Genomic DNA, 18,464 nt, shown 5'->3' on the forward strand with positions numbered 1-18,464 from the left:
ATCGGGGGTGCGGCAGGGTCAGAGAGCGGAATCGGGAATCTTGACGGAGTCGAGTACCGCGACGGTGTGACCGACCCTTTCGCCGCTGCGCACCCGGGCGAAGGCGTCCACCGCCGATATCTCGAACGCGGAGAGCTCTTTCTCCAGTTGCAGGGCCTGGGCGCCGGCGGCCGCGGGGGAGGTGCCGGAGAAGGCGTTCTCCAGAACCTCCACCGGGTAGAAGTGGAACGGCCCCAGCCCCTCGCGCTCCCACTGGGCGTATCCGCCGACCACATCGTGCGGCTCGGACTGCACCTTCCACGTGTAGGTCAGGATGCTGCCGTTGTATCCGGCCGCCCCGGAGAGCGCCAGGATCTCGGACAGCGGGATGCGCGCACCGATCGACGACAGCACACGGCCGCCCACCCGGAGCAGTGGATGTGCCTGCTGCAGGGCGAGGTAGTGCAGGGTGACGAGGTTCTTCTCGGCGAACCCCGGAATCTCCTCGTCGCGCTGGGCGATGAAGGTCGAACTCGTCTGTCCCTCGGCGAGATCCGCGGTCCCGGCCATCGGAATGTTGGGAAGGTTCTCGTAGACGACATCGACCTGGGACACCCTGCCGGCCAGCGGAGCGAGAAGGTCCCCGGATCCCCCGACCAGGTGGACGTCCTGGTCGAGGAGGTTGCTCTGAATGTTTTCCCGCGCATGGGCGAGAACATCGTCATGAAGGTCGGTGAAACCGACGGTCCGCGCGTGCAGGATCTCCACGGCCGCCAGGACGTCCAGGCCCGCGCCCGTGCCGATCGTGCAGAAACGCGGAGCCAGGACACCCATGTGCGCGAGCGTCTTGAACGCGGGCACGGCCACACTCGCGACCCAGTCGGCGCGCGGCTCGTCCGCCTTCGGAAGGTAGGAACGATCCGACAGTGTGAGCCCGATGGACGACCTGATCCGTTGTGTCTCTCCGATGTTGAAGAAATCGCCGGGTGACACGACCAGTTCCGCATGGTCGATCTCTGTACCCATTTCGGCCTCCTTCGACGTGGCGACAGCGCTACTTCTCCGAGGGCGTCGACAGGGCCCGAGCCGTTGAAAGGGCCGGCGGGCACGGCACGCGGGTCGCCTCGGAGGAATGAGCAGCAACTGGATGGCTTCCGTTCGCGCCGTTCGGCCGTTCACGAGACCGGCTCCTGCGGTGGAAGTGACTTCACTATCGTCCCGTCACCGGAAGCCTGTACAGGGCTGCCCTGTTGTCTCTCGACAGGCAACGCCGGCGAGGACGGTCTGTCGGCGGATGGCGCAACTCCGCCTGCATCACCGCCACTTGAGTGTCGCGACGGGAGACATTCCGGCCAGACGGGGCCTGCGCCGTTGACATCAAAATGATCAGCTCCCTAGCATGTAGCTATACCGGTTGGTATACCTCACCGTCTCCCCCGAAGGAGATGCACGCGTGACGCCCCACCTGCCCGTCGCGCCGGCCCACGGCGCCCCGACTCCGCCTGAACCACGTGCTGTCGACCCGCCCCGCCGCCCTTGTCGTCGCCATCCGCGCAGGCCATCGGCGGCCCGCCGGGGCCCTGCGGCAGCGAGGGTCCGGCCTTGGTCGGTGTGAGGGACTCGTGACGCTGCTCCAGGTCATGCCGGAGGGTGCGCCGGGGACGGTGAGCGTACGGACCGACGACTTCGACGTCATCCGCGGAGAGCTGCTGAGGATCGGTGTGCGCTTCGCACGCTGGCACGCCGCCCGCCGTGTTCCGGCCTGCGCCGACGACGCCGCCCTCATCAACGCCTACCGCAGCCACATCGACCATGTCAGCGCCGAGGGCGGATACCGCACGGTCGACGTCGTGCGTATGACTCCCGGCCCGGCCGGGCCCGATCCGTCCCGGCCGGGGTGTCCGGTCCGGGAGAAGTTCCTCGAGGAACACGTCCACGACGAGGACCTGGTGCGTTTCGTCGTGTCGGGTTCCGGGTGCTTCTACCTCCATGCCGCGCGCCGCGTCCACGCCGTGCTCTGCCGAGCGGGGGACATGCTGTCCGTGCCCAGCCGCACGGCGCACTGGTTCGACGCGGGGGTGCGCCCCACCTACACCGCCATCCGCTTCTTCCGGGAGGGCGACGACCGCGCCGCCCACTTCGTGCCCAACGGCATCGCCGGCCGGTTCCCGGTCCTCGACGACCTCGTGCCCATGACGTGAACACCTCCGTGTGTCGATCGCGGCCACGGGGTACCCAACGACGCACCCGGGGCCGGCCGGCCCGCCGACGGCTGCTCCCGCGCACGGGCGCGCACCACCCGACGTGGCCGGTTTCGCCGAGGCCATCTGGATCGCCGGGTCCGTGCCCGACAGCATCGCGGGAGATGGGCGCCGATCAGCCACGACGTACGTACTTCCGGCGCGGCCCGTGGTCAGGGCCGGCTGTCACAGACGACCTCAACGCTTCTGGGGGATTGACGATGGTACGGGAATCAGCACAGGGCCCTGCGGCAACAACCGCTGACAATGGGGAAGTTGAGACGGCGTCCGGGTGCGCCACTCCGGTGACGTTCGGACAGCTTCTGCGGGCGCACCGCAAGCAGCGGGGGCTCTCGCTCGCCCAACTGGCCGTGCGCGTGCACTTCAACCGCGGGCACCTCAGCAAGATCGAGACCGATAAACGGCCGCCGTCGGTGAGCTTCGCGGAGGCGTGCGACCGTGCCCTGAACGCCGGACACACCTTCGCCACCATCGCCGCGGCTCTGGAAGCCGCCGCCCGCCGACAGCAGGGATGGGTCCAGCCCGCGCAGCTGCCGGCCACCAAGCGCCACTTCGTGGGCCGCCAGGACGGCCTCGACCGCCTCGACCGGCTCTTAGAGAGCCACGAGCCCTCCCTCGCCGTACCGGTGGCCGTCGTCAACGGGCCGCCGGGCGTGGGAAAGACGGCCCTCGCGGTGCAGTGGGCCCACCGGGCCGTGAACGACGGCCACTTCGCCGACGGACAGCTTTTCGTCAACCTGGAGGGACCCGAACCGGGCACCGCGGCCTCGCCCGTCGACGTTCTGGGCGACCTGCTCCGCGCCGTGGGTGTCCCCGCCGACCGCGTACCGGCCGACGTGGACCAGCGGGCCGCCACGTTCCGCTCGTACCTGCACGGGCGGGAGATCCTGCTGGTCCTCGACAACGCAGCGGACGCCCAGCAGATCTACCGGTTGCTGCCCGGTTCTCCGGGCTGCGCCGTCGTCGTGACCAGCCGTTCGCGGCTGCCGGGGCTGCTGTCCATGGTGGACGCCGTGACGCTGCCGCTCGCCGAGCTGCGCCGATCGGAGGCGGCGCAGCTGATCCGGGCGAACATCGGCGACGCGCGCGCCGACGCCGACCCCGCGGCGGTGTCCGTCCTGGCGGAGCGGTGCGGGCGGCTGCCTCTGGCGCTGGTCCTCGCAGCCGAACACATCGTGAGCCACCAGCACCACAGCGCCGAGGTCCTCGCCGCCGAACTCAAGCCCGAGCGGGCCCGGTTGAACCTCGCCGAGGGCGATGTCGTGCTGCGCACCGCTTTCGACACCTCGTACAAAGCCCTGGACGAAGAGAGCGCTCGCATGTTCCGGGTGCTCGGCAGGCTACCCGGGCGGCTGATCGACGCCGTCGTCACCGCGGCATCCGCCGGGGTCAGCCAGGACGAGGCGTCACACCTGCTGCGCGAGCTCGCCGGGGCACACCTCATTAGGCGCCAGGACGAACGCCACTACCTGATGCACGATCTCCTACGGGCCTACGCGGCCGACCTCGCACGGCAGTCGGACGGCGAGGCCGAACACGCCGACGCCGTGCGTCACGCGGCCCTGCCGGTGCCGGCGATGAATTCGACGGCTCTTCCGTCGCTGCTCGTCGCCTAGTTCCGGGCCCCCGGCGGGCCGGCGGCCTCACGCGTCAGGTGGTCCCCACGCGTCAGGTGGTCGCGAGGCGTTCGGCGCGCGACCTCTCCAGGAGCACCGCGGCCATCTCCTCGGCGCGGTCGACGGCCCGGTCCACCGACTGCATCGAATGGGCGATGGTCGCGCCCTCGTGCAGGATCAGCACCTGGGCGGCCAGGGCCGCCGGATCCTGGACGTCGGCCTCCCTGGCGAGCTCTTCGAGGAAGGCGAGGAACCAGGTCTTCTGATCGCCGGCCACCTCCCGGCCCGGATGGTTCGGCGGCAGCTCGACAGAGGCGTTGATGAAGGCGCAGCCGCGCAGGTTGCGCTCGTGCATCCAGTCCCGCAGTGCGGTGAACGTGGACAGGATCTTCTGTGTGGGCGGCCCGTCGTGGCTGTTGACGTGCGTCACCAGGGTGGACCGCCACAGCCCGTCACGAGCGCGCAGATAGGCGACGATGAGGTCGTCCTTGGACCCGAAACGGTCGTACAGCGTCTTCTTCGTGACGCCCGCTTCCTCCGCGATGGCCTCGACGCCGACAGCGCGGATGCCCTGCTCGTAGAAGAGGCGGGACGCGGTCTCAAGGATCTTCACGCCGGCCGGCGTCAGATGCTGGACACCGCGTCGCTTGCCGCTCCGGCGGGTGCTTTCGCTGCTCGTGGTCACGAGTTGACGGTACACCCATCGGTATACCCACGACAGTTGCCGGGTGGTCGCAGCATCGCGAACTGACGGGGTGTTGACCGGAATTGGTGCAGCCTTTGGATAATCGGCCACCTATTGAGGTGAGTTGAATGGCGCACCGGGCGACGTGAGTTGAATGGCTCACCGGATACGCAGGACGCGCCCCGTTGCTCCGGCATTCTCTCCCGATGCCCGCGACGCCCCTGCCGTGACATGCCACGGACGGCCCAATGGGGATGCCGGGCCACGGTGTGGGTCAGGCTGGGCCGGGTGAGGGCACGCGTGCCAGGAAACGTTTTGGGCCGAGCGCGCCTGAACACGGCAATGGGGAGAGCGGATGGCTGAGGCGGGCGCCATCGATGTGGTCGTCTTCGATGTGCTCGGCACGATGGTGAACGAGCCGGGAGGCCTACGGACCGCCGTGCGCGAAGCCGTCGGGGCAGCGGAGCCCGGTGCGGGCGGGGAGGCCCGCGACGGAACCGGCGATGAGGCGGGCGGGGCGCCGGACGAAGCCTTCGTCGATCAACTGGTCGCCGTATGGCAGGAGCACGTCGCACAGGAACAGCGGCGCATCGACGAGGGCGAGCGGTCCTACGCCAACTCCGAGGTACTCGACCGCGAGGCCGCCCGGCTCGTGGCCGAGCGGGCGGGGCTCAGGGACCCGGAGGCCGTCGCACGCCTGGCCACCGCCTCCCAGCGGCTCGACCCGTGGGACGATTCCGCCGCCGGCCTCGCCCGTTTCGCCCGGCGCTTCCCCGTGCTGGGCCTGACCCACGCCAGCCGGGCGACGCTGCTGCGGCTCAACGCGTACGCGGATCTGCGCTGGCACCAGGCCCTGTCCGCCGAGGACGCCCACGCCCACAAGCCCGCCCCCGAGGTCTACCGACTCGCCCTCGACGCGGCACAGTGCCCGCCGGAGCGTGCGCTCATGGTCGCCGCCCACGCGTGGGACCTGCGCGGAGCCCAGGCGGTGGGCATGCACACCGCCTATGTACGCCGGCCGGTCGGTGACCCTCCCCGGGAGTCCGACACCTTCACCTGGCGGGCGGACAGCCTGTCGGAGCTCGCCACCGCGCTGATCCCGGCGTGAGGTTCGGGCCGCCCCGCGTCAGATCATCAGCAGCAGCCGCGTGTGCGGGACGAGCTTGCGGTTGACGCTGGTGCTCTGCACGAAGATCGTGAAGTCGTCGTTGTGGTCCGCCTTGACGCGGACCTCCGTGTCGGGCAGGCCGAGCAGGGCGCGGGCCTGCGGCCCGGTGAACACCCGGTCCGTCTTCTTCTCCAGCACCGCGATCTGCTTCCGCGCCTGGATCTTCTCCGACTTGCTCAGCTGGTAGAACGCACACCCGGTGCGGTAGGTGTGTCCGCATTCGACGACCCACTCCCGTATCGCGGCATCGCGAGCCACCGGGATCAGCTGGTACTGCGACGGGTCCACCGGGGTGAGACCGGCTGCCTCGATGGTGTCCTTGTTGACGGCCTCGGCCCCCGTCGAGAACACCGCCCGCGAACCCCGGATGCCCTGGGTGCGGCCCACCATGAACTTCTCGGTGGCCTGCTGGATGACCTGGCCGGCCTCTTCGAGGCCCTGGGTGCTCGTGGCGTCCCAGATGGCGATGTTGTCCTTCGGGAAGCCGCACTGCATGGCCTCGCGCTTGCCCATCTGGTCCGGCACGAGCACGGCCAGCGTCCAGTTGTCCTGCTGCCTCGCGACCAACTGGGCCACCGCCTGGACCAGTTCACGCGGCTTGTCGCTGGGCGCGTCGGGGCAGCGGTGACTGGCGTTCTCCTGTCCGTCGGTCAGGACGAACGTCAGGAAGCTGTGGTCGCCGTACAGTTGTGCCGTCTGCGCGAGCTCGCCCTGAGACTTCAGCGTGGCCGCAAGGAGCGCCGTCATGCCGCCCGCCCGGTACATCTCCTTGAGGGACGGCATGCGCAGCACGTCCTTGTCGTAGATGACGCACTCCACCTTGTCGGCGAAGACGTACACCGTGACGCGGGTCTCCTGGTCCAACTCCTGCGACCGGCGCGCCAGATATGCGATCTGCTGGTCGGCGACCTCGACGACCTTGCGGCTCAGGTGGGACATGGACGAACTCGCGTCCAGCACAAGAGCAACGTGATTGATGTAGTTCTGGACTCCGGACATGGTCGTCCCCCTCGTTCGACTCTCCGACTCGATGCTTCGATCGTCCCACCCACCACTGACAATCGATCTTGGTCAGGGTTCGTGAGGGAGAGGGCCGGCCGCCCGGTCAGGGTTCGCGTTCGTCCTCTTCCGGCAGCCGCATCATCTGCCGGACCCGGCTCCGGAACCGGCGGAGCCGCGGGAAGCGCCGGCCCTGCCGTCGCGACTGCTGGTCGAGCTCCTCGACCAGGCGCTCGGAGCGCTTCTCCACGTCGAGTTCGTTGAAGATCCGGTCGACCTCGGCCAGCAGCGCGCCGTGCAACTGCCACTGCCGGGGGTGGCGCTGCACCTGCGCCAGCAACAGGTCGGCCACCCGGTCGCGGCTGGCCCGGCCGGCCGTCAACTCGGCGGCCAGGCGCTCCTCCGCCAACTCGGCGTTGCTGCTGACCTGAGTGGTGATCAGGACGGCGAAGCTCTCGATCGCCCGCGCGAGGTGTGCGAACACGTCCCGCAGGGCGACGCCGATGTCCGGCTCGAAGAGGTGCTCGTCCGTACGTTCCTTCGCGAGGTCGGTGAGCGACCGGCAGACCACGCGCAGGACCACGGCGGAGATCTCCAGCGTGTCGAGCCCGGTGCGCAGCACCACCCGCGACAGCAGCCCCTCCTTGACGCGCGGATTGAGCCGGAGGCTGTCCTCGGCCTGCCGCAGGGAGGCGTCCACCTGGGCGATGTCGTGGTCGAGCCGGCGTGCCTCGTGCAGGCGGGCCGCGGCCTGGGCCACCGGTGTGTGGCCCCCGACCTCGTCGCCGAGGTCGAGGAGGAGGCGCCGCATCCGCGCGGCGAGTTCTTCGATGGCACCGCCGGCGGACTCCACCCAGACGGGCGGCGCGAGCAGCATGTTGAACAGCATGCCGACGCCCGCGCCGATCAGGGTCTCCAGGACACGGTCCCACGCGGTCGCCGACACCCGGGTGACTCCCAGGACGAGCATCGCGCTGATCGCCACCTCGGGGACGAATTCGCCGACCTTGACGAAACGCCCCACTACGAGCGCCGCCAGGATGATCAGCCCCAGGCTCCACCAGGTGAGGCCCACCAGAGAGCTGAAGCCGACGGCGAGCAGCACGCCCACGACGACGGAGTTCACCCTGCGTACGGCCGTGACGAGAGTGGTGTAGAGGGTGACCTGCACGACGAGCAGTGCCGTCAGGGGCGCGGTCAGAGGGGCGGGTTCGCTGCTCAGGCGCAGGGCCACCACATAGGAGATGACGGCGGCCGCGGTGGAACGCAGTGTCTGCACCACAGCCGGTTCACGGCGGCGGCGCGCGAAATCCCGCAGAGGCTGACTGAACTCCCGCACCATCCACCCCTTCCCTTTCGGTGTGCTTCACACACGGCCCCGCATCCGGGTGTACCAAATGGATTGAATCCGGCAATGCAAACTATTCGGGCAATTCACCCTGAGGGCGTCAGGAATCCCTCGGATTCGGTGTTTCCGCAGGTGGGAGAGGGGCGCCCGAGGTCCGGTGGGCCGCGTGTCACGTTGTTGAAACAGGGGGGAGTGCAAGGGATTTTCCGGGGGTAGGCGCAGGAGGTAATTGGTGGCGCTTCGGCAGTGAGGCGAACTGGATGAATCTGGTGGAACAGGACGAGGGGCAGCGGGCAGTCGCGGGCCGTGCGGACGGCGCGATGTCCGTGTCCGCCGTGCTGCTGGGCAGCGAGGACATCGCCACGGCCCGGGGCGTGGCGCGGGACTTCCTGACGTCCTTGCAGGCCGTGCACGGGCTGCCGGTGTGGAAGCGCACCATGGGCACCGTCCAGCTGGTCGTCAGCGAGCTGGTGACCAATGCCCGCAAGTACGCCCCCGGGCCGTGCCTGCTGACCCTGGAGGTCGACGACGGCGCGGTGGAGGTGACGGTGTGGGACAGCAGTACGACGCTGCCGCTGGTGCTCGCGCCGGATCCGAGCAGGGTGGGTCAGCACGGCCTGGAGATCGTCATGGCGGTGTGCCGCAGCTTCGAGGTGCACCGGGAGCCGGTCGGCAAGCGGATCAAGACCGCGATCGCCCTGGCCGACGAGCCGGACGGCTGCCGTTCGGTGTGACCGGTCACGCCCGGAGCCGGCTTGCGAACCCGCGGCGCCGCCATATTGAGCCCGGTGTTCCGGGGCAGACGGATATGGACAAGGCCGGTCGGCGTACGGAGGAGCAGTGGCGAAGGACTCATCCCTGAGGGCCGTCGGATGGGCGCGCTCGCTTCCGCTGAGCAGCAGCGTGAAGGAGGCGAGGGACTGGACGCGGGACCATCTGCGCACCCTGGAGTGGGCTCACCGGTCCCCGGACGTGACGGACGCCGTACTGCTGACCGTGTCCGAACTCGTCACCAACGCCCATGTGCACGCCCGTAGCGCCGCCCAGCTGATCCTCACCTGGGACGAGCAGTGCCTGCACGTGACCGTGCACGACGCCTCGCCCCGGCTGCCCGAGCCCCGCGACCCCGACCGCGAGGCACTCGGAGGACGCGGCCTGCTCCTGATCGACGCCCTCGCCGACGAATGGCACGTCTATCCCTGCCCCCGCGGTAAGAACGTCACGGCATGTTTCCAGCCGCCCGCTGTCGCCGATCCGACGTCACCACTGCCCGCTTGACCCCTGCCTCGCCACCGCCGGCCCGGCCACGCGACCGCACCGCTCAGGGGTTCACAGCTCCAGCAGGGTTTCCAGGGCGCGCAGTTGCCGGCGGATCTCGTCCAGCGGCTCGGTGCGTTCGCGGTCCAGGACCAGGTAGATGAAGAGACCGCCCTCGCGCAGATGGGGCAGGGGCCGGATCATGTGTAATTCGTCGGCGAGCGTGATGAGGATGTCCTCGACGCTGTCCGGGGTGTAGCCGAGGAGCTCCAGGGTGTAGAGCTTGGCGCGCATGACGTCGCTGTCGCCGTAGGCGACCTTCTCCATGTCGAGACCGCTGCCGCGGTCGAGCGAGCCCAGAACGTTGCGCTGCTGGAAATCGACGATGGCGACGCCGGTGGCGCCGCCGATCGCGAGTGACTTCTCCAGAGCGCTTTCGACGCTGTCCATCCGTGTACGTCTTCCTTTGAGGAGGCGCGTACCGGAGAGGGCTCCGCGGCGGGGCGGAAGCTGACCGGGACGTGCCTGGGATATGGAGGTGCGCGGTTCCCTGCGCCCGCAGGCACGAGCCCGGCCAGCACCTGCCGCCTACCCGGGATACGGGCATTCATGGCATTTCTCGGGCCGAGCGCCCGCGAGATCGAGCCAGAGTCGCCGCGAGCCGGGGTCGGGGTCGGGGGAGGGAATGGTGGGCCGGGTCGGACGGTGGGTGACGCAGCGACAGGGCCGGACCCGTCGGGGTCCGGCCCTGCGTGGCTTTCGGCGGCGCTACCAGCGGTACCAGCGGCCGCTTCCGCCGCGGGGCCGTGCGACGAACCCGATGAGCCACACGACGAGGACCACGATGGCTATCCACCACAGCGCCTTCAGGGCGAACCCGGCGCCGAACAGGATGAGCGCGAGCAGGAGAACGAGCAGCAGGGGAACCATGGTTATCAACCTCCAGTCCGCCGTGTGCCCCGGCAGCCACCCGCCACACCGTGGAATTCGCCGGATTCGGATTCGCCTTTCCGGGAACCCGCATCCGCCGACTTCGGGCCGGGGCTTGCATCCGCCCAGCTCCGCGTACGACACTCCTGTAACTTGGGTGCCTCGGTACCCCTCTCAACTCAACAACAGAGCCGTATGCCGCCCGCGCACCAAGCGACCTCTCCCGCACGGGAGTTGTCCGACGGGCATCCCTCCCGCGACGGAGCAGTTGGGGGGAGAGCAAAGGCAACGATTGCGTTCGCGACGTAAACCGTGCGGATGCCGCTGGAAGGAAAGCGTGTGAGCCGGATATCGGCACGGGGATTCGCGGTCGCGTCCGCAACCGCCGTCACCACCGTTGGCGCCGTCGTCGGCGTTGCCGCGGGCGGCCCCGCGGCCGCTTCGAACGACAACGTCGAGGCGACCGCCTCCGACTCGACGCTGCTCGCCGACCTGCCGGCCGGACAGCAGGCGCAGGTGCAGACGGCGTCCCTGGCCCAGCAGGCGGACGCCCAGTCGGCGCAGGCGGGCGCCGCCGCGAAGAAGTCGGCCGAGGAGGCCGCCCGTATCAAGGCGGCGCAGGACGCCAGGGCGAAGAAGGACGCCGCCCTCAAGGACAAGGCGAGCAAGGACAAGGCCGAGAAGGACGCCAAGGACGCGAAGGCCCGTGATCTGGAGACCCAGGCCGCCGGCCGCGGGGAGAGCCGCAGCACCTTCAAGGTCCAGAGTTCCTACTCGGTCTCCGATGTGCAGGCGATCGCCCGTCAGATCGTTCCCGCGGACCAGTTCCAGTGCTTCAGCAACATCGTGAACAAGGAGTCGAGCTGGAACTACACGGCCAGCAACGGCTCGGCCTACGGGCTGGTGCAGGCGCTGCCGGGTTCGAAGATGAGTTCGGCCGGCTCCGACTGGCAGACCAACCCGGCCACCCAGATCAAGTGGGGTCTCAACTACATGAACGGGCGGTACGGGAGCCCGTGCGGCGCCTGGTCGTTCTGGCTGACCCACCAGTCGTACTAGACCGTCCCCCGCGCCCGGCCCGGCACCGCCGGCAGGGTCAGCGGGCGCTGCCGAGGTCCCGGTCGGCTTCGCTTCCCCGGAGCATGAGGGTGGTCTCCTCGATGCGGCGGAAGCGGCCGTCGGCGCTGAAGTCGGCGAAGACGTACACCTCCATGGTGACGCTGGAGCCGTCCTTCTTGGTGACGTGGCAGGTGTGGCGGTCGGCGTACTTGTCGCCGTCGTACAGCTCGTCGTGGACCTCCACGTGGCCGTCGGCGACGATGCCGCGCAGGTGGCCGATGTGGTCGAGGAACTCGGCGCGGTCGGCCCACTCGCCGTCCGTGCGCTGGCGGTAGTCGGGGGCGAAGTGCCGCTCGGCCGCCTCGTCCAGAGTGATCCCGCGGTTGAAGAGCAGGTCGTTGAGGGCGGCTGCGATACCGGTGCGCGTCATGGTGCGGTCCTTTGTGTGTGCTGCGGCTGTGCCTGCCGCAGGGAGACAGGGAGCGAATGATGCGTGCGTTGCGCACGCTTCGCTCGTACTGTAGCACCCGATGCGTGCGTTGCGCACGCGATGCCGCGAGAGGTGACGCCGTCGGTTCCCCGAGCGCCGCGGATAGGTGTGCTACGCATCTCCGACCGAATGAAGTTGGCCGGATCGCTCGGCTGACGGGTGTTCGAATATGGCCATACTCGGGCCTGGGCGATCCGTCCCGATCCCTCTGTTCCGGAGGCCGCTGATGCCGCAGACCGGTGTTCCCGCAAGCACTGTGCTCAACGCCTGGCTGACAGGCGCCGAAAGCGCGTACGGCCAGCTCAACCCCGCAGGCCCGCTCTATGTGGGCGGCGCCGCCGCCGAGGCCGCGCTGACCGACCCGAGCGACTCCCTCTACGGCTTCTGTTCCAGCCCGAGCGGGTCGCACGGCAGCTGGTGCTGCTGACCGTCCAAGCGCGGTGAGGGCCCTTCGTGGAACGACGTCCCGCGAAGGGCCCGCCGCTTGACCGGCCGCCCGCCATGCGGGCTCCTTCCGGGCGCCCGCATGGCGCCGACTCCCGCTGAGACAAGGACGGTTGACGGTGAGCGGATCCAGACCCTCGACGACGGACGAGACGGAACACTTCACCCGGCCCGTCCGTGCCCTGGCCCGCCCCTGGCACGAGGAACTGGCCCGGCGACTGGCCGCGGTCCGCCCCCTCGGGCGGCGGGAGCGGGACGTACTCCTCGAAGCCGGGCACCAGGCACTGCTGCGCTCACTGCACGCCAAACTCTCCCGGCTGTTCCTCATCGAACTCCACGCGCTGCGCCTGGCCGGAACCGATGCGGCCACCGGGGCCGGAGCGGACGCGCGCACGGCGACCTGGGACGCCTTCATCGAGCAGGCGAGCCAGGTCGACTACCTCGGCAGGATCGCCGACCGCTACCCGACCGTGGCCGCCCGCGTCGCCTCCGTGGCGCGCCTCTCCGTGGCCGCCACGGCGGGGTTCGCCGAACGGCTGGCCGCGGACCGCGCCCTGCTGACCCCGCTCCTCGGCGCGCCCGCAGGGGAGTTGCTGGCCGTCGCCTTCGGAGCGGGCGACTCCCACCGGGGCGGACTCACCGTCAGCAGGGCCGACTTCGCCGGCGGGACCGTGATGTACAAACCCCGGCCGTCCGAGGCCGACGTGGCGCTCGGCGCGCTCCTGGACGACGTGTTCGCGGACCTCCCCGGCTCCCCGGCGCCGGACCGGCGCATCCGCGTGCCCAGAACGCTGGCACGCGACGGCTACGGCTGGGCCGAGTTCATCCGGCACCGCTACTGCGCGGACGAGGCCGAACTCGCCGCGTTCTACCGCAACCTCGGACACTGGCTGGCCGTGCTCCGCTTCACCGGCGGCACCGACATGCACGCCGAGAACATGATCGCCGCGGGGCCGGTGCCGGTGATCGTGGACGCCGAGACACTCTTCGACGCACCCGCGCCCTTCCCGCCCGGCGGCCGGGGCGACGCCGTGGACGTGGCCGCCGCGGCCATCCGGCGCACCGTCCTGCGCACCGGACTCCTGCCCGTACGCGGCACCGGCTTCGCCCTCGGCGGCGTCGACATCTCCGGGATCGGCTCCCTGCCCGGCCAACAGCCGCTGATCCCGCACCCCGTGATCGCCGACGCGGGCACCAGCAGGGCCCGCTTCGAGGTGGACCTGGTGGCCATGCCCACCGCGGGCAACCACCCCGCCGCCACCCCCGTCCTCAGCACGTACTGGGACCGCGTCCTGGCCGGGTTCCGCGACATGACCGCACATCTGCGCCGGCCCGGAACCGACCCGTACCGGCTGCTGCGCCGCTTCGAGGGCGTCCGGGCCCGGCGGATCCTGCGCCCCACCCAGGCCTACGTCGACATCGGCCGCATGCTCTGGCACCCGGCCTCCCTGCACGACGAGGCCGCGGCGGTCGAACGGGCCCGGGACATCCTGCGGCGCAACGCCGACGTCCTGCCCGGCGCGCCGACCGACCGCGCCGCCATCGACGCGGAGATCGCCGACCTGCTCCTCGGCGACGTGCCGATGTTCGGCTTCACCGTGGACACGGCCGCCGTCCGCACCACGATCGAGGACTGGCGCACCGCCGACCTGGCCCTGGAGGAGTCGGTGATCCAGGACGCCCTGGTGGGCGCCTATCTCAACGAGCGGTCGCTGCCCACCCGGGTACAGGCCGCCGCCGTGGAGCCGCACGCCGGCGACCGGGAGCGCCGCCGGCGCGCGCTCGCCGCGCAGATGGTGCGCCGGCTGTGCGACGGCGCGGTGCGCGGCGAGGACGGCACGGCCACCTGGATCAGCCCCGTCTTCACCCCCGCCGGCTGGTCGATCAGGGTGCTGCCCGCCGACCTCTACACCGGCCAGGGCGGCGTGGCGCTCACCCTCGCCGAGTACGCGAGCGAGGTGCGGGCCGGCCGCGCGGACCACGTACCTGGCGTGGAGGAGACGTTCGAGGGCGCCCTGCGCGTCCTCACGGCCACCGAGGACCGCACACCCACACCGTCCGCCGGAGCGTTCAGCGGCGCCGCCTCGCAGGTGTGGACGTGGCTGGCACTGCACCGCGTCCAGGGCGAGGACCGGCTGCTGCGCCGGGCCTGCGAGCGGGCCGAACTGCTCACGAGCGGGCCACTGGTCGACGACGACGTGGAAGTGGACCTCCTCAACGGCGCGGCCGGCGCCGTCGTCCCCCTCCTCGACCTGGCCGCCGCCACCCGACAGGACCGCTGGCTGGACGCCGCGGCCCGCATCGGCCGCCGCCTGGCCGGGCTCGCGGTGACCGACACCACGGGCGCCCGATGGCCGACCCGCCTCAACCCGGAAGGGATCGGCGGCTTCGCGCACGGCGCCACCGGCATCGGCTGGGCACTGACCCGGCTCGCCCTCACGGACGCGGGCTCCGCCGCCGACCGCCGCGACTGGACCCGCCTCGCCGAACGGGCCTTCGCCTACCAGGAGTCGCTCTACCGCCCCGACGCCGGCAACTGGCTCGATGTCCGCATCGGCGCCGAGGAGGACTTCTTCACCAGCTGGTGCCACGGCAGCACGGGCGTCGGCATCGCCATGCTCGACCTCCACCGGCGCGCCGGCGACCCCGCCCACCTCGACATGGCCCGACGGGCCGCCGACGCCTGCGCCGCGGAAGGCTTCGGGTGGAGCCACACCCTGTGCCACGGAGACCTGGGGCTCTGGGAGTTCCTGACCTCCCTGGGGCACGGCACCCCCGCCGGCCTCGACGGGGAGATCCTCACCGGTCTCGAACAGCGCGGCCCGGTCGGCGGCCTGGCCCGCGAGGCGTTCTCCCCGAGCCTCATGTCCGGCCTCGCCGGAGTCCTCCACACCCTGCTGCGTATGCACCCCGAGGCCCGCCTCCCCAACCCCCTGCTCCTCGATTGACGGGCCCGCGCCGGGACATGCCCCTCCACGGCGTCACAACGGTGCGTACGGTGTGAGGCGTGGACACGACGGTGCGTGCTGTCACGCTCAACATCTGGGGACGGGGCTCGGCCTGGCGGCGCCGCCTGCCGCTGGTCAGGGCCGAAATCGCACGGCTCGCGCCCGACGTCGTCGGCCTGCAGGAGGTGTGGCGCAGGGGATCACGGTGCCAGGCGGAGCAGATCGCCGACGCCCTCGGCTACCACGTGACGTACGCGCCGGCGGTCACCCGGCTCGACCGGTCCGTCCAGGGCAACGCTCTGCTCAGCCGGGAGCCCGTCACACGCCACGACGTGCTCCCGCTGCCGACACCGGCGGGCGTCGAACCCCGGTCGGTGCTGCGCGCGGAGACCGGCGCGACCACCGTGCTCGTCACCCATCTCACGTGGGAGTGGGAGCACGCGCACATCCGGCAGCGGCAGGTGCGCTTCCTCGCGGAGCTCGCGGCGCGGAGCGAGCGGGACGTCGTGGTGCTCGCCGACCTCAACGCCGCTCCGGACACCGAGGAGGTCCGGTGGCTGACGAGCCGGCTGGCGGACGTGTGGGCGTGCGCGGGCGGCGGTCCCGGCCACACCTTCACGCCCGCCAACGGGTTCGCGCGCAAGGACCGCGAACCCGCGCGGCGCATCGACTTCGTCCTCTCCGACGGACTGCGGGCGACACACGCCGAGTTGGCGTTCACCACGCCGGTGCGCGCCGGCCTTCGGCAGGTATGGCCGTCCGACCACTTCGGAGTGGTCTGCGACCTCGCCCCGGCGGCGCGCCCGGCGTAGTCCGGTGAACCCGGCCGGTCGTCGCGGTCGGCCGGTCGGCACGCTCAGCCGAGGCGGAACTTCTGAGCGCCGCTGCCGTTGCAGTCCCAGATCTGCAGCCGTGTGCCGTTGGCGGTCGCTCCGCTCGGGGAGTCGAGGCAGCGGCCCGACTGCGGGTTGAAGAAGGAGCCGTCCGAGCGGGCCACCCAGTTCTGGCCGCCGACGCCGTTGCAGTCCCACAGCTCGACCTTGGTGCCGCCGGCCGTGCCGTTCCCGTTGATGTCCAGACAGCGGCCGAGGGTACGCAGCGTGCCGTCGGCGAGGTGCGCCCAGTGCTGGTCCTCGGCGTACTTCTGGCACGCCCACAGCTGGACCGCGGCCCCGTCGGCCCCGGTGTCGTCGGCCGCCACGTCCACGCAGGTCCCGCCGGGGCCGGTGAACTTCCGCTGGTCGCCGTTGGGTTCGTCGGTCTGGCCCGTGTATCCCACGGAGGTGATGTTCGCCTGCACGGCGTTCTCGGTGGAGCCGCTCGGGTAGCCGGCGACCATCACGCCCTCGAAGAAGGTGCCGCGGTTCCAGTTGCTGTTGTCGCCGCCGGTGCCCAGGATGATGCCGCCCTCCTGCTGCATCGGCCGGTAGCCGCCACGGTTGGGCAGTGCCCCTTCCCACCAGGTGGACAGGGCGCCCGACTGGGCGTCGCCGCCCTTGAGCGCATAGGTGGTCCGGCCGTCGTTCTTGAGCATCGCGGTGACGTACGGGGTGGCGTTGCCGAGGTTGGCGGTGTTGGACCCGTCCGCCCCCTGGAACATTCCGTTCTCCAAGTCGGCCTCCACCCAGGGCCCCGATCCCGTGCAGGGAGCGAAGTAGCAGGTGGTGGCGATGGAGACGGCGTCCATGTGGCCGTTGCCGGTGTCGGCGGGGGTGCGCTCCGCGTTGCCGTAGTCGAAGCAGCAGGCGGACCCGGTGTGGGTGCCGCTGGCGACCATGTAGGCGCCCTCGGCCTGGCCGCCCACGGCGGTGCCCGACGCCTGGCCGCTGGAGCGGTAGCCGACGCCCGGCGAGATCCAGATGCCGTACACCTTGTGGCCGCCCGCCGTCACCGAGATCTCGGAGGCGTCGGCACCCCGGTCGGCCCCCATGCCCGCGGTGCCCGCGGGGCCGGGCAGGAGGTCGTTGTGGCGGGCGGTCTGGTCGTAGACCCTGCTGATCGAGCAGGTGGTGGCGCGGCAGAAGGCGTCCTGCGCGGCGGCGTTCGCGTATCCGCCGGGGGACAGCGGCCCGATGTCCGCGACGGCACCGTCGACGGCCCGCTTCACCTGGTACAGCGGGCCGTCGTAGGAGCCGATGAGGGCGCGGGTCGTGCTGTGCGCGGCGACGCACGGGGTGCCGGCGCTGCCGTAGATGTCGCAGGGCAAGGAAGGCGCGGCCTGGGACGCGCCGGGCAGCGCCAGAAGCGTTCCGAGGACGACGGACAGGACGGCGAGGACGGAGAGCAGGGCCCGCCATGCGGGAGCGCGGCGGTCGTTGTCCGAGACGTGCGACCCGGCGCGCGGGAGGGGCGTTCTGCGCATACGGTGCTCCTGAGGGTATGAGGGGGCCTCAAAAGGCGGGCGTGGCACGCGAGTTGTCAGGATGCGGCAGGGTTGGAACGTAGACCCGCTGTTTGGTTTCGTCAATGTTTGTTGCTTCGATGTGCCGGTACGTGAAAGAAGATTTGGGATTTCCCCGACTTGAGGAGCTGTTCCGCATGCCGCGTCGACTCCGTGTGGTCCTGATGACCGCTGTGTCCCTGATGGCGGGTTCCGTGATCGCGCCCCCGCCGGCGTCGGCCGTCATCGGCGGGACGACGAGCACCTACGCGCCGTGGGCGGTACGCATCCTGGTCGACGGCAGACCGACGTGCACCGGGACGGCGGTCGCCCCGCGGTGGGTCATCAGCGCCTCGCACTGCTTCTTCGAGCAGGGCATGCCCGTCGCGGACCGGCGGATCGAACTCCGGTTCGGCAGCCTCGACGAGCGCCGGGGGACCGTGGTGCGGCCGGTGGCGGGTGGGCGGGTGGGCGCCACCGACGCCGACATGATGCTGATCAAGGTGGCGCCGATGAAGGTCCGCACGGCCCCGCTCGCCACGGACGGCGCCCTGCCCGGCCGGACCGTGCGGCAGTACGGCTGGGGCGCCACCTGCGCCGGGGACGAGAACGCCTGCCAGTCACCGGTCCTGAAGGAGGCCGAACTGCGCGTCGTACGGCCCGACGACGCCCGGTGCGAGGGATACACGGCGCCGGGCGGCTCGGACTTCTGCATGGAGAAGGTGTCCGGGATCCCGGCCGGGGGAGACTCCGGCGGGCCGGTGATGAGCATCGCCCCGCACGGCGCCGAGACCCTCGTGGGTGTCTTCGACGGATCGGACCGCGAGGAGATCGCCGAGGCGGGCGAGGTCTCGCGGCAGCGGGCGTGGATCCGGTCCGTGATCCGCCGCTGAGAGAGCG

General features: G+C 70.8%; 18 protein-coding genes. 10 read left to right on the plus strand and 8 right to left on the minus strand.

The annotated features are described in order from the left end of the window. Positions 1-18 precede the first annotated feature (18 nt). Positions 19-1,005: a class I SAM-dependent methyltransferase gene (locus OOJ98_RS14275; RefSeq protein ID WP_267055043.1), complete on the minus strand. Its 987-nt coding sequence runs from the start codon at positions 1,003-1,005 to the stop codon at positions 19-21. A 638-nt stretch (positions 1,006-1,643) separates the two neighbouring features. On the opposite strand from OOJ98_RS14275, the gene OOJ98_RS14280 reads away from it, so the two are divergent. Both OOJ98_RS14280 and OOJ98_RS14285 read left to right on the plus strand, forming a co-directional pair. Beyond that, the gene (locus tag OOJ98_RS14280) at positions 1,644-2,180 is read left to right on the plus strand and encodes a cupin (RefSeq protein ID WP_267055044.1); all 537 of its coding nucleotides are present in this window, start codon (positions 1,644-1,646) and stop codon (positions 2,178-2,180) included. 344 nt (positions 2,181-2,524) lie between these two features. Further along, the gene (locus tag OOJ98_RS14285; RefSeq protein WP_267055045.1) at positions 2,525-3,856 is read left to right on the plus strand and encodes a helix-turn-helix domain-containing protein; all 1,332 of its coding nucleotides are present in this window, start codon (positions 2,525-2,527) and stop codon (positions 3,854-3,856) included. 52 nt (positions 3,857-3,908) lie between these two features. Here OOJ98_RS14285 and OOJ98_RS14290 read toward each other — a convergent pair whose 3' ends face one another. After that, positions 3,909-4,541, minus strand: coding sequence for a TetR/AcrR family transcriptional regulator (locus OOJ98_RS14290; RefSeq protein WP_267055046.1), 633 nt, complete (start codon positions 4,539-4,541; stop codon positions 3,909-3,911). Between the two features lie 355 nt (positions 4,542-4,896). Between OOJ98_RS14290 and OOJ98_RS14295 the strand changes: the two genes are divergently transcribed. Next, positions 4,897-5,649, plus strand: a complete 753-nt coding sequence (locus OOJ98_RS14295) for a haloacid dehalogenase type II (protein WP_267055047.1) — start codon at positions 4,897-4,899, stop codon at positions 5,647-5,649. Positions 5,650-5,667: 18 nt separating this feature from the next. Here OOJ98_RS14295 and OOJ98_RS14300 read toward each other — a convergent pair whose 3' ends face one another. Both OOJ98_RS14300 and OOJ98_RS14305 read right to left on the minus strand, forming a co-directional pair. Then, positions 5,668-6,708, minus strand: a complete 1,041-nt coding sequence (locus tag OOJ98_RS14300) for a vWA domain-containing protein (RefSeq protein WP_267055048.1) — start codon at positions 6,706-6,708, stop codon at positions 5,668-5,670. A gap of 106 nt (positions 6,709-6,814) precedes the next feature. Next, positions 6,815-8,050, minus strand: a complete 1,236-nt coding sequence (locus tag OOJ98_RS14305; RefSeq protein ID WP_267055049.1) for an aromatic acid exporter family protein — start codon at positions 8,048-8,050, stop codon at positions 6,815-6,817. A gap of 326 nt (positions 8,051-8,376) precedes the next feature. Here OOJ98_RS14305 and OOJ98_RS14310 point away from each other — a divergent pair, with 326 nt between their 5' ends. Further along, positions 8,377-8,790, plus strand: coding sequence for an ATP-binding protein (locus tag OOJ98_RS14310; protein ID WP_267055640.1), 414 nt, complete (start codon positions 8,377-8,379; stop codon positions 8,788-8,790). 106 nt (positions 8,791-8,896) lie between these two features. Continuing rightward, the gene (locus OOJ98_RS14315; protein ID WP_267055050.1) at positions 8,897-9,334 is read left to right on the plus strand and encodes an ATP-binding protein; all 438 of its coding nucleotides are present in this window, start codon (positions 8,897-8,899) and stop codon (positions 9,332-9,334) included. A gap of 51 nt (positions 9,335-9,385) precedes the next feature. Here OOJ98_RS14315 and OOJ98_RS14320 read toward each other — a convergent pair whose 3' ends face one another. Beyond that, positions 9,386-9,763 carry a hypothetical protein gene (locus OOJ98_RS14320; protein WP_267055051.1) on the minus strand — a complete coding sequence of 126 codons (378 nt, stop codon included), beginning with the start codon at positions 9,761-9,763 and terminating at the stop codon, positions 9,386-9,388. 318 nt (positions 9,764-10,081) lie between these two features. Beyond that, on the minus strand, positions 10,082-10,243 hold the full coding sequence (locus tag OOJ98_RS14325; protein ID WP_267055052.1) for a hydrophobic protein: 162 nt from the start codon (positions 10,241-10,243) through the stop codon (positions 10,082-10,084). A 339-nt stretch (positions 10,244-10,582) separates the two neighbouring features. Between OOJ98_RS14325 and OOJ98_RS14330 the strand changes: the two genes are divergently transcribed. Further along, on the plus strand, positions 10,583-11,302 hold the full coding sequence (locus OOJ98_RS14330; protein WP_267055053.1) for a lytic transglycosylase domain-containing protein: 720 nt from the start codon (positions 10,583-10,585) through the stop codon (positions 11,300-11,302). 37 nt (positions 11,303-11,339) lie between these two features. Here the strand turns inward: OOJ98_RS14330 and OOJ98_RS14335 are convergent, their stop codons facing one another. Then, positions 11,340-11,732 carry a nuclear transport factor 2 family protein gene (locus OOJ98_RS14335; protein ID WP_267055054.1) on the minus strand — a complete coding sequence of 131 codons (393 nt, stop codon included), beginning with the start codon at positions 11,730-11,732 and terminating at the stop codon, positions 11,340-11,342. 286 nt (positions 11,733-12,018) lie between these two features. Between OOJ98_RS14335 and OOJ98_RS14340 the strand changes: the two genes are divergently transcribed. The 3 genes from OOJ98_RS14340 (at position 12,019) to OOJ98_RS14350 (ending at position 15,996) form a co-directional block, all read left to right on the plus strand. Then, a complete protein-coding gene (locus OOJ98_RS14340) occupies positions 12,019-12,219 on the plus strand; it encodes a DUF6229 family protein (protein WP_267055055.1) in 201 nt (66 codons plus the stop codon). Positions 12,220-12,355: 136 nt separating this feature from the next. Further along, positions 12,356-15,184: a type 2 lanthipeptide synthetase LanM family protein gene (locus OOJ98_RS14345; RefSeq protein ID WP_267055056.1), complete on the plus strand. Its 2,829-nt coding sequence runs from the start codon at positions 12,356-12,358 to the stop codon at positions 15,182-15,184. A 59-nt stretch (positions 15,185-15,243) separates the two neighbouring features. Next, positions 15,244-15,996 carry an endonuclease/exonuclease/phosphatase family protein gene (locus tag OOJ98_RS14350; protein ID WP_267055057.1) on the plus strand — a complete coding sequence of 251 codons (753 nt, stop codon included), beginning with the start codon at positions 15,244-15,246 and terminating at the stop codon, positions 15,994-15,996. Positions 15,997-16,040: 44 nt separating this feature from the next. On the opposite strand, the gene OOJ98_RS14355 is transcribed toward OOJ98_RS14350, so the two are convergent. Further along, positions 16,041-17,546: an arabinofuranosidase catalytic domain-containing protein gene (locus OOJ98_RS14355; RefSeq protein WP_267055058.1), complete on the minus strand. Its 1,506-nt coding sequence runs from the start codon at positions 17,544-17,546 to the stop codon at positions 16,041-16,043. Between the two features lie 176 nt (positions 17,547-17,722). Here OOJ98_RS14355 and OOJ98_RS14360 point away from each other — a divergent pair, with 176 nt between their 5' ends. Then, on the plus strand, positions 17,723-18,457 hold the full coding sequence (locus OOJ98_RS14360; RefSeq protein ID WP_267055059.1) for a trypsin-like serine protease: 735 nt from the start codon (positions 17,723-17,725) through the stop codon (positions 18,455-18,457). Positions 18,458-18,464 lie beyond the last annotated feature (7 nt).

The organism is Streptomyces sp. NBC_00083, assembly GCF_026343295.1.
In the GTDB taxonomy this organism is placed as follows: Bacteria; Actinomycetota; Actinomycetes; order Streptomycetales; family Streptomycetaceae; genus Streptomyces.

What these genes read in the sequence shown, in the direction of transcription:
- OOJ98_RS14325 (WP_267055052.1), bottom strand. Translation starts at nt 10,243, where the DNA reads ATGGTTCCCCTGCTGCTCGTTCTCCTGCTCGCGCTCATCCTGTTCGGC.
- OOJ98_RS14295 (WP_267055047.1), top strand. Translation starts at nt 4,897, where the DNA reads ATGGCTGAGGCGGGCGCCATCGATGTGGTCGTCTTCGATGTGCTCGGC.
- OOJ98_RS14335 (WP_267055054.1), bottom strand. Translation starts at nt 11,732, where the DNA reads ATGACGCGCACCGGTATCGCAGCCGCCCTCAACGACCTGCTCTTCAAC.
- OOJ98_RS14355 (WP_267055058.1), bottom strand. Translation starts at nt 17,546, where the DNA reads ATGCGCAGAACGCCCCTCCCGCGCGCCGGGTCGCACGTCTCGGACAAC.
- OOJ98_RS14320 (WP_267055051.1), bottom strand. Translation starts at nt 9,763, where the DNA reads ATGGACAGCGTCGAAAGCGCTCTGGAGAAGTCACTCGCGATCGGCGGC.
- OOJ98_RS14310 (WP_267055640.1), top strand. Translation starts at nt 8,377, where the DNA reads ATGTCCGTGTCCGCCGTGCTGCTGGGCAGCGAGGACATCGCCACGGCC.
- OOJ98_RS14360 (WP_267055059.1), top strand. Translation starts at nt 17,723, where the DNA reads ATGCCGCGTCGACTCCGTGTGGTCCTGATGACCGCTGTGTCCCTGATG.
- OOJ98_RS14275 (WP_267055043.1), bottom strand. Translation starts at nt 1,005, where the DNA reads ATGGGTACAGAGATCGACCATGCGGAACTGGTCGTGTCACCCGGCGAT.
- OOJ98_RS14305 (WP_267055049.1), bottom strand. Translation starts at nt 8,050, where the DNA reads ATGGTGCGGGAGTTCAGTCAGCCTCTGCGGGATTTCGCGCGCCGCCGC.
- OOJ98_RS14300 (WP_267055048.1), bottom strand. Translation starts at nt 6,708, where the DNA reads ATGTCCGGAGTCCAGAACTACATCAATCACGTTGCTCTTGTGCTGGAC.
- OOJ98_RS14340 (WP_267055055.1), top strand. Translation starts at nt 12,019, where the DNA reads ATGCCGCAGACCGGTGTTCCCGCAAGCACTGTGCTCAACGCCTGGCTG.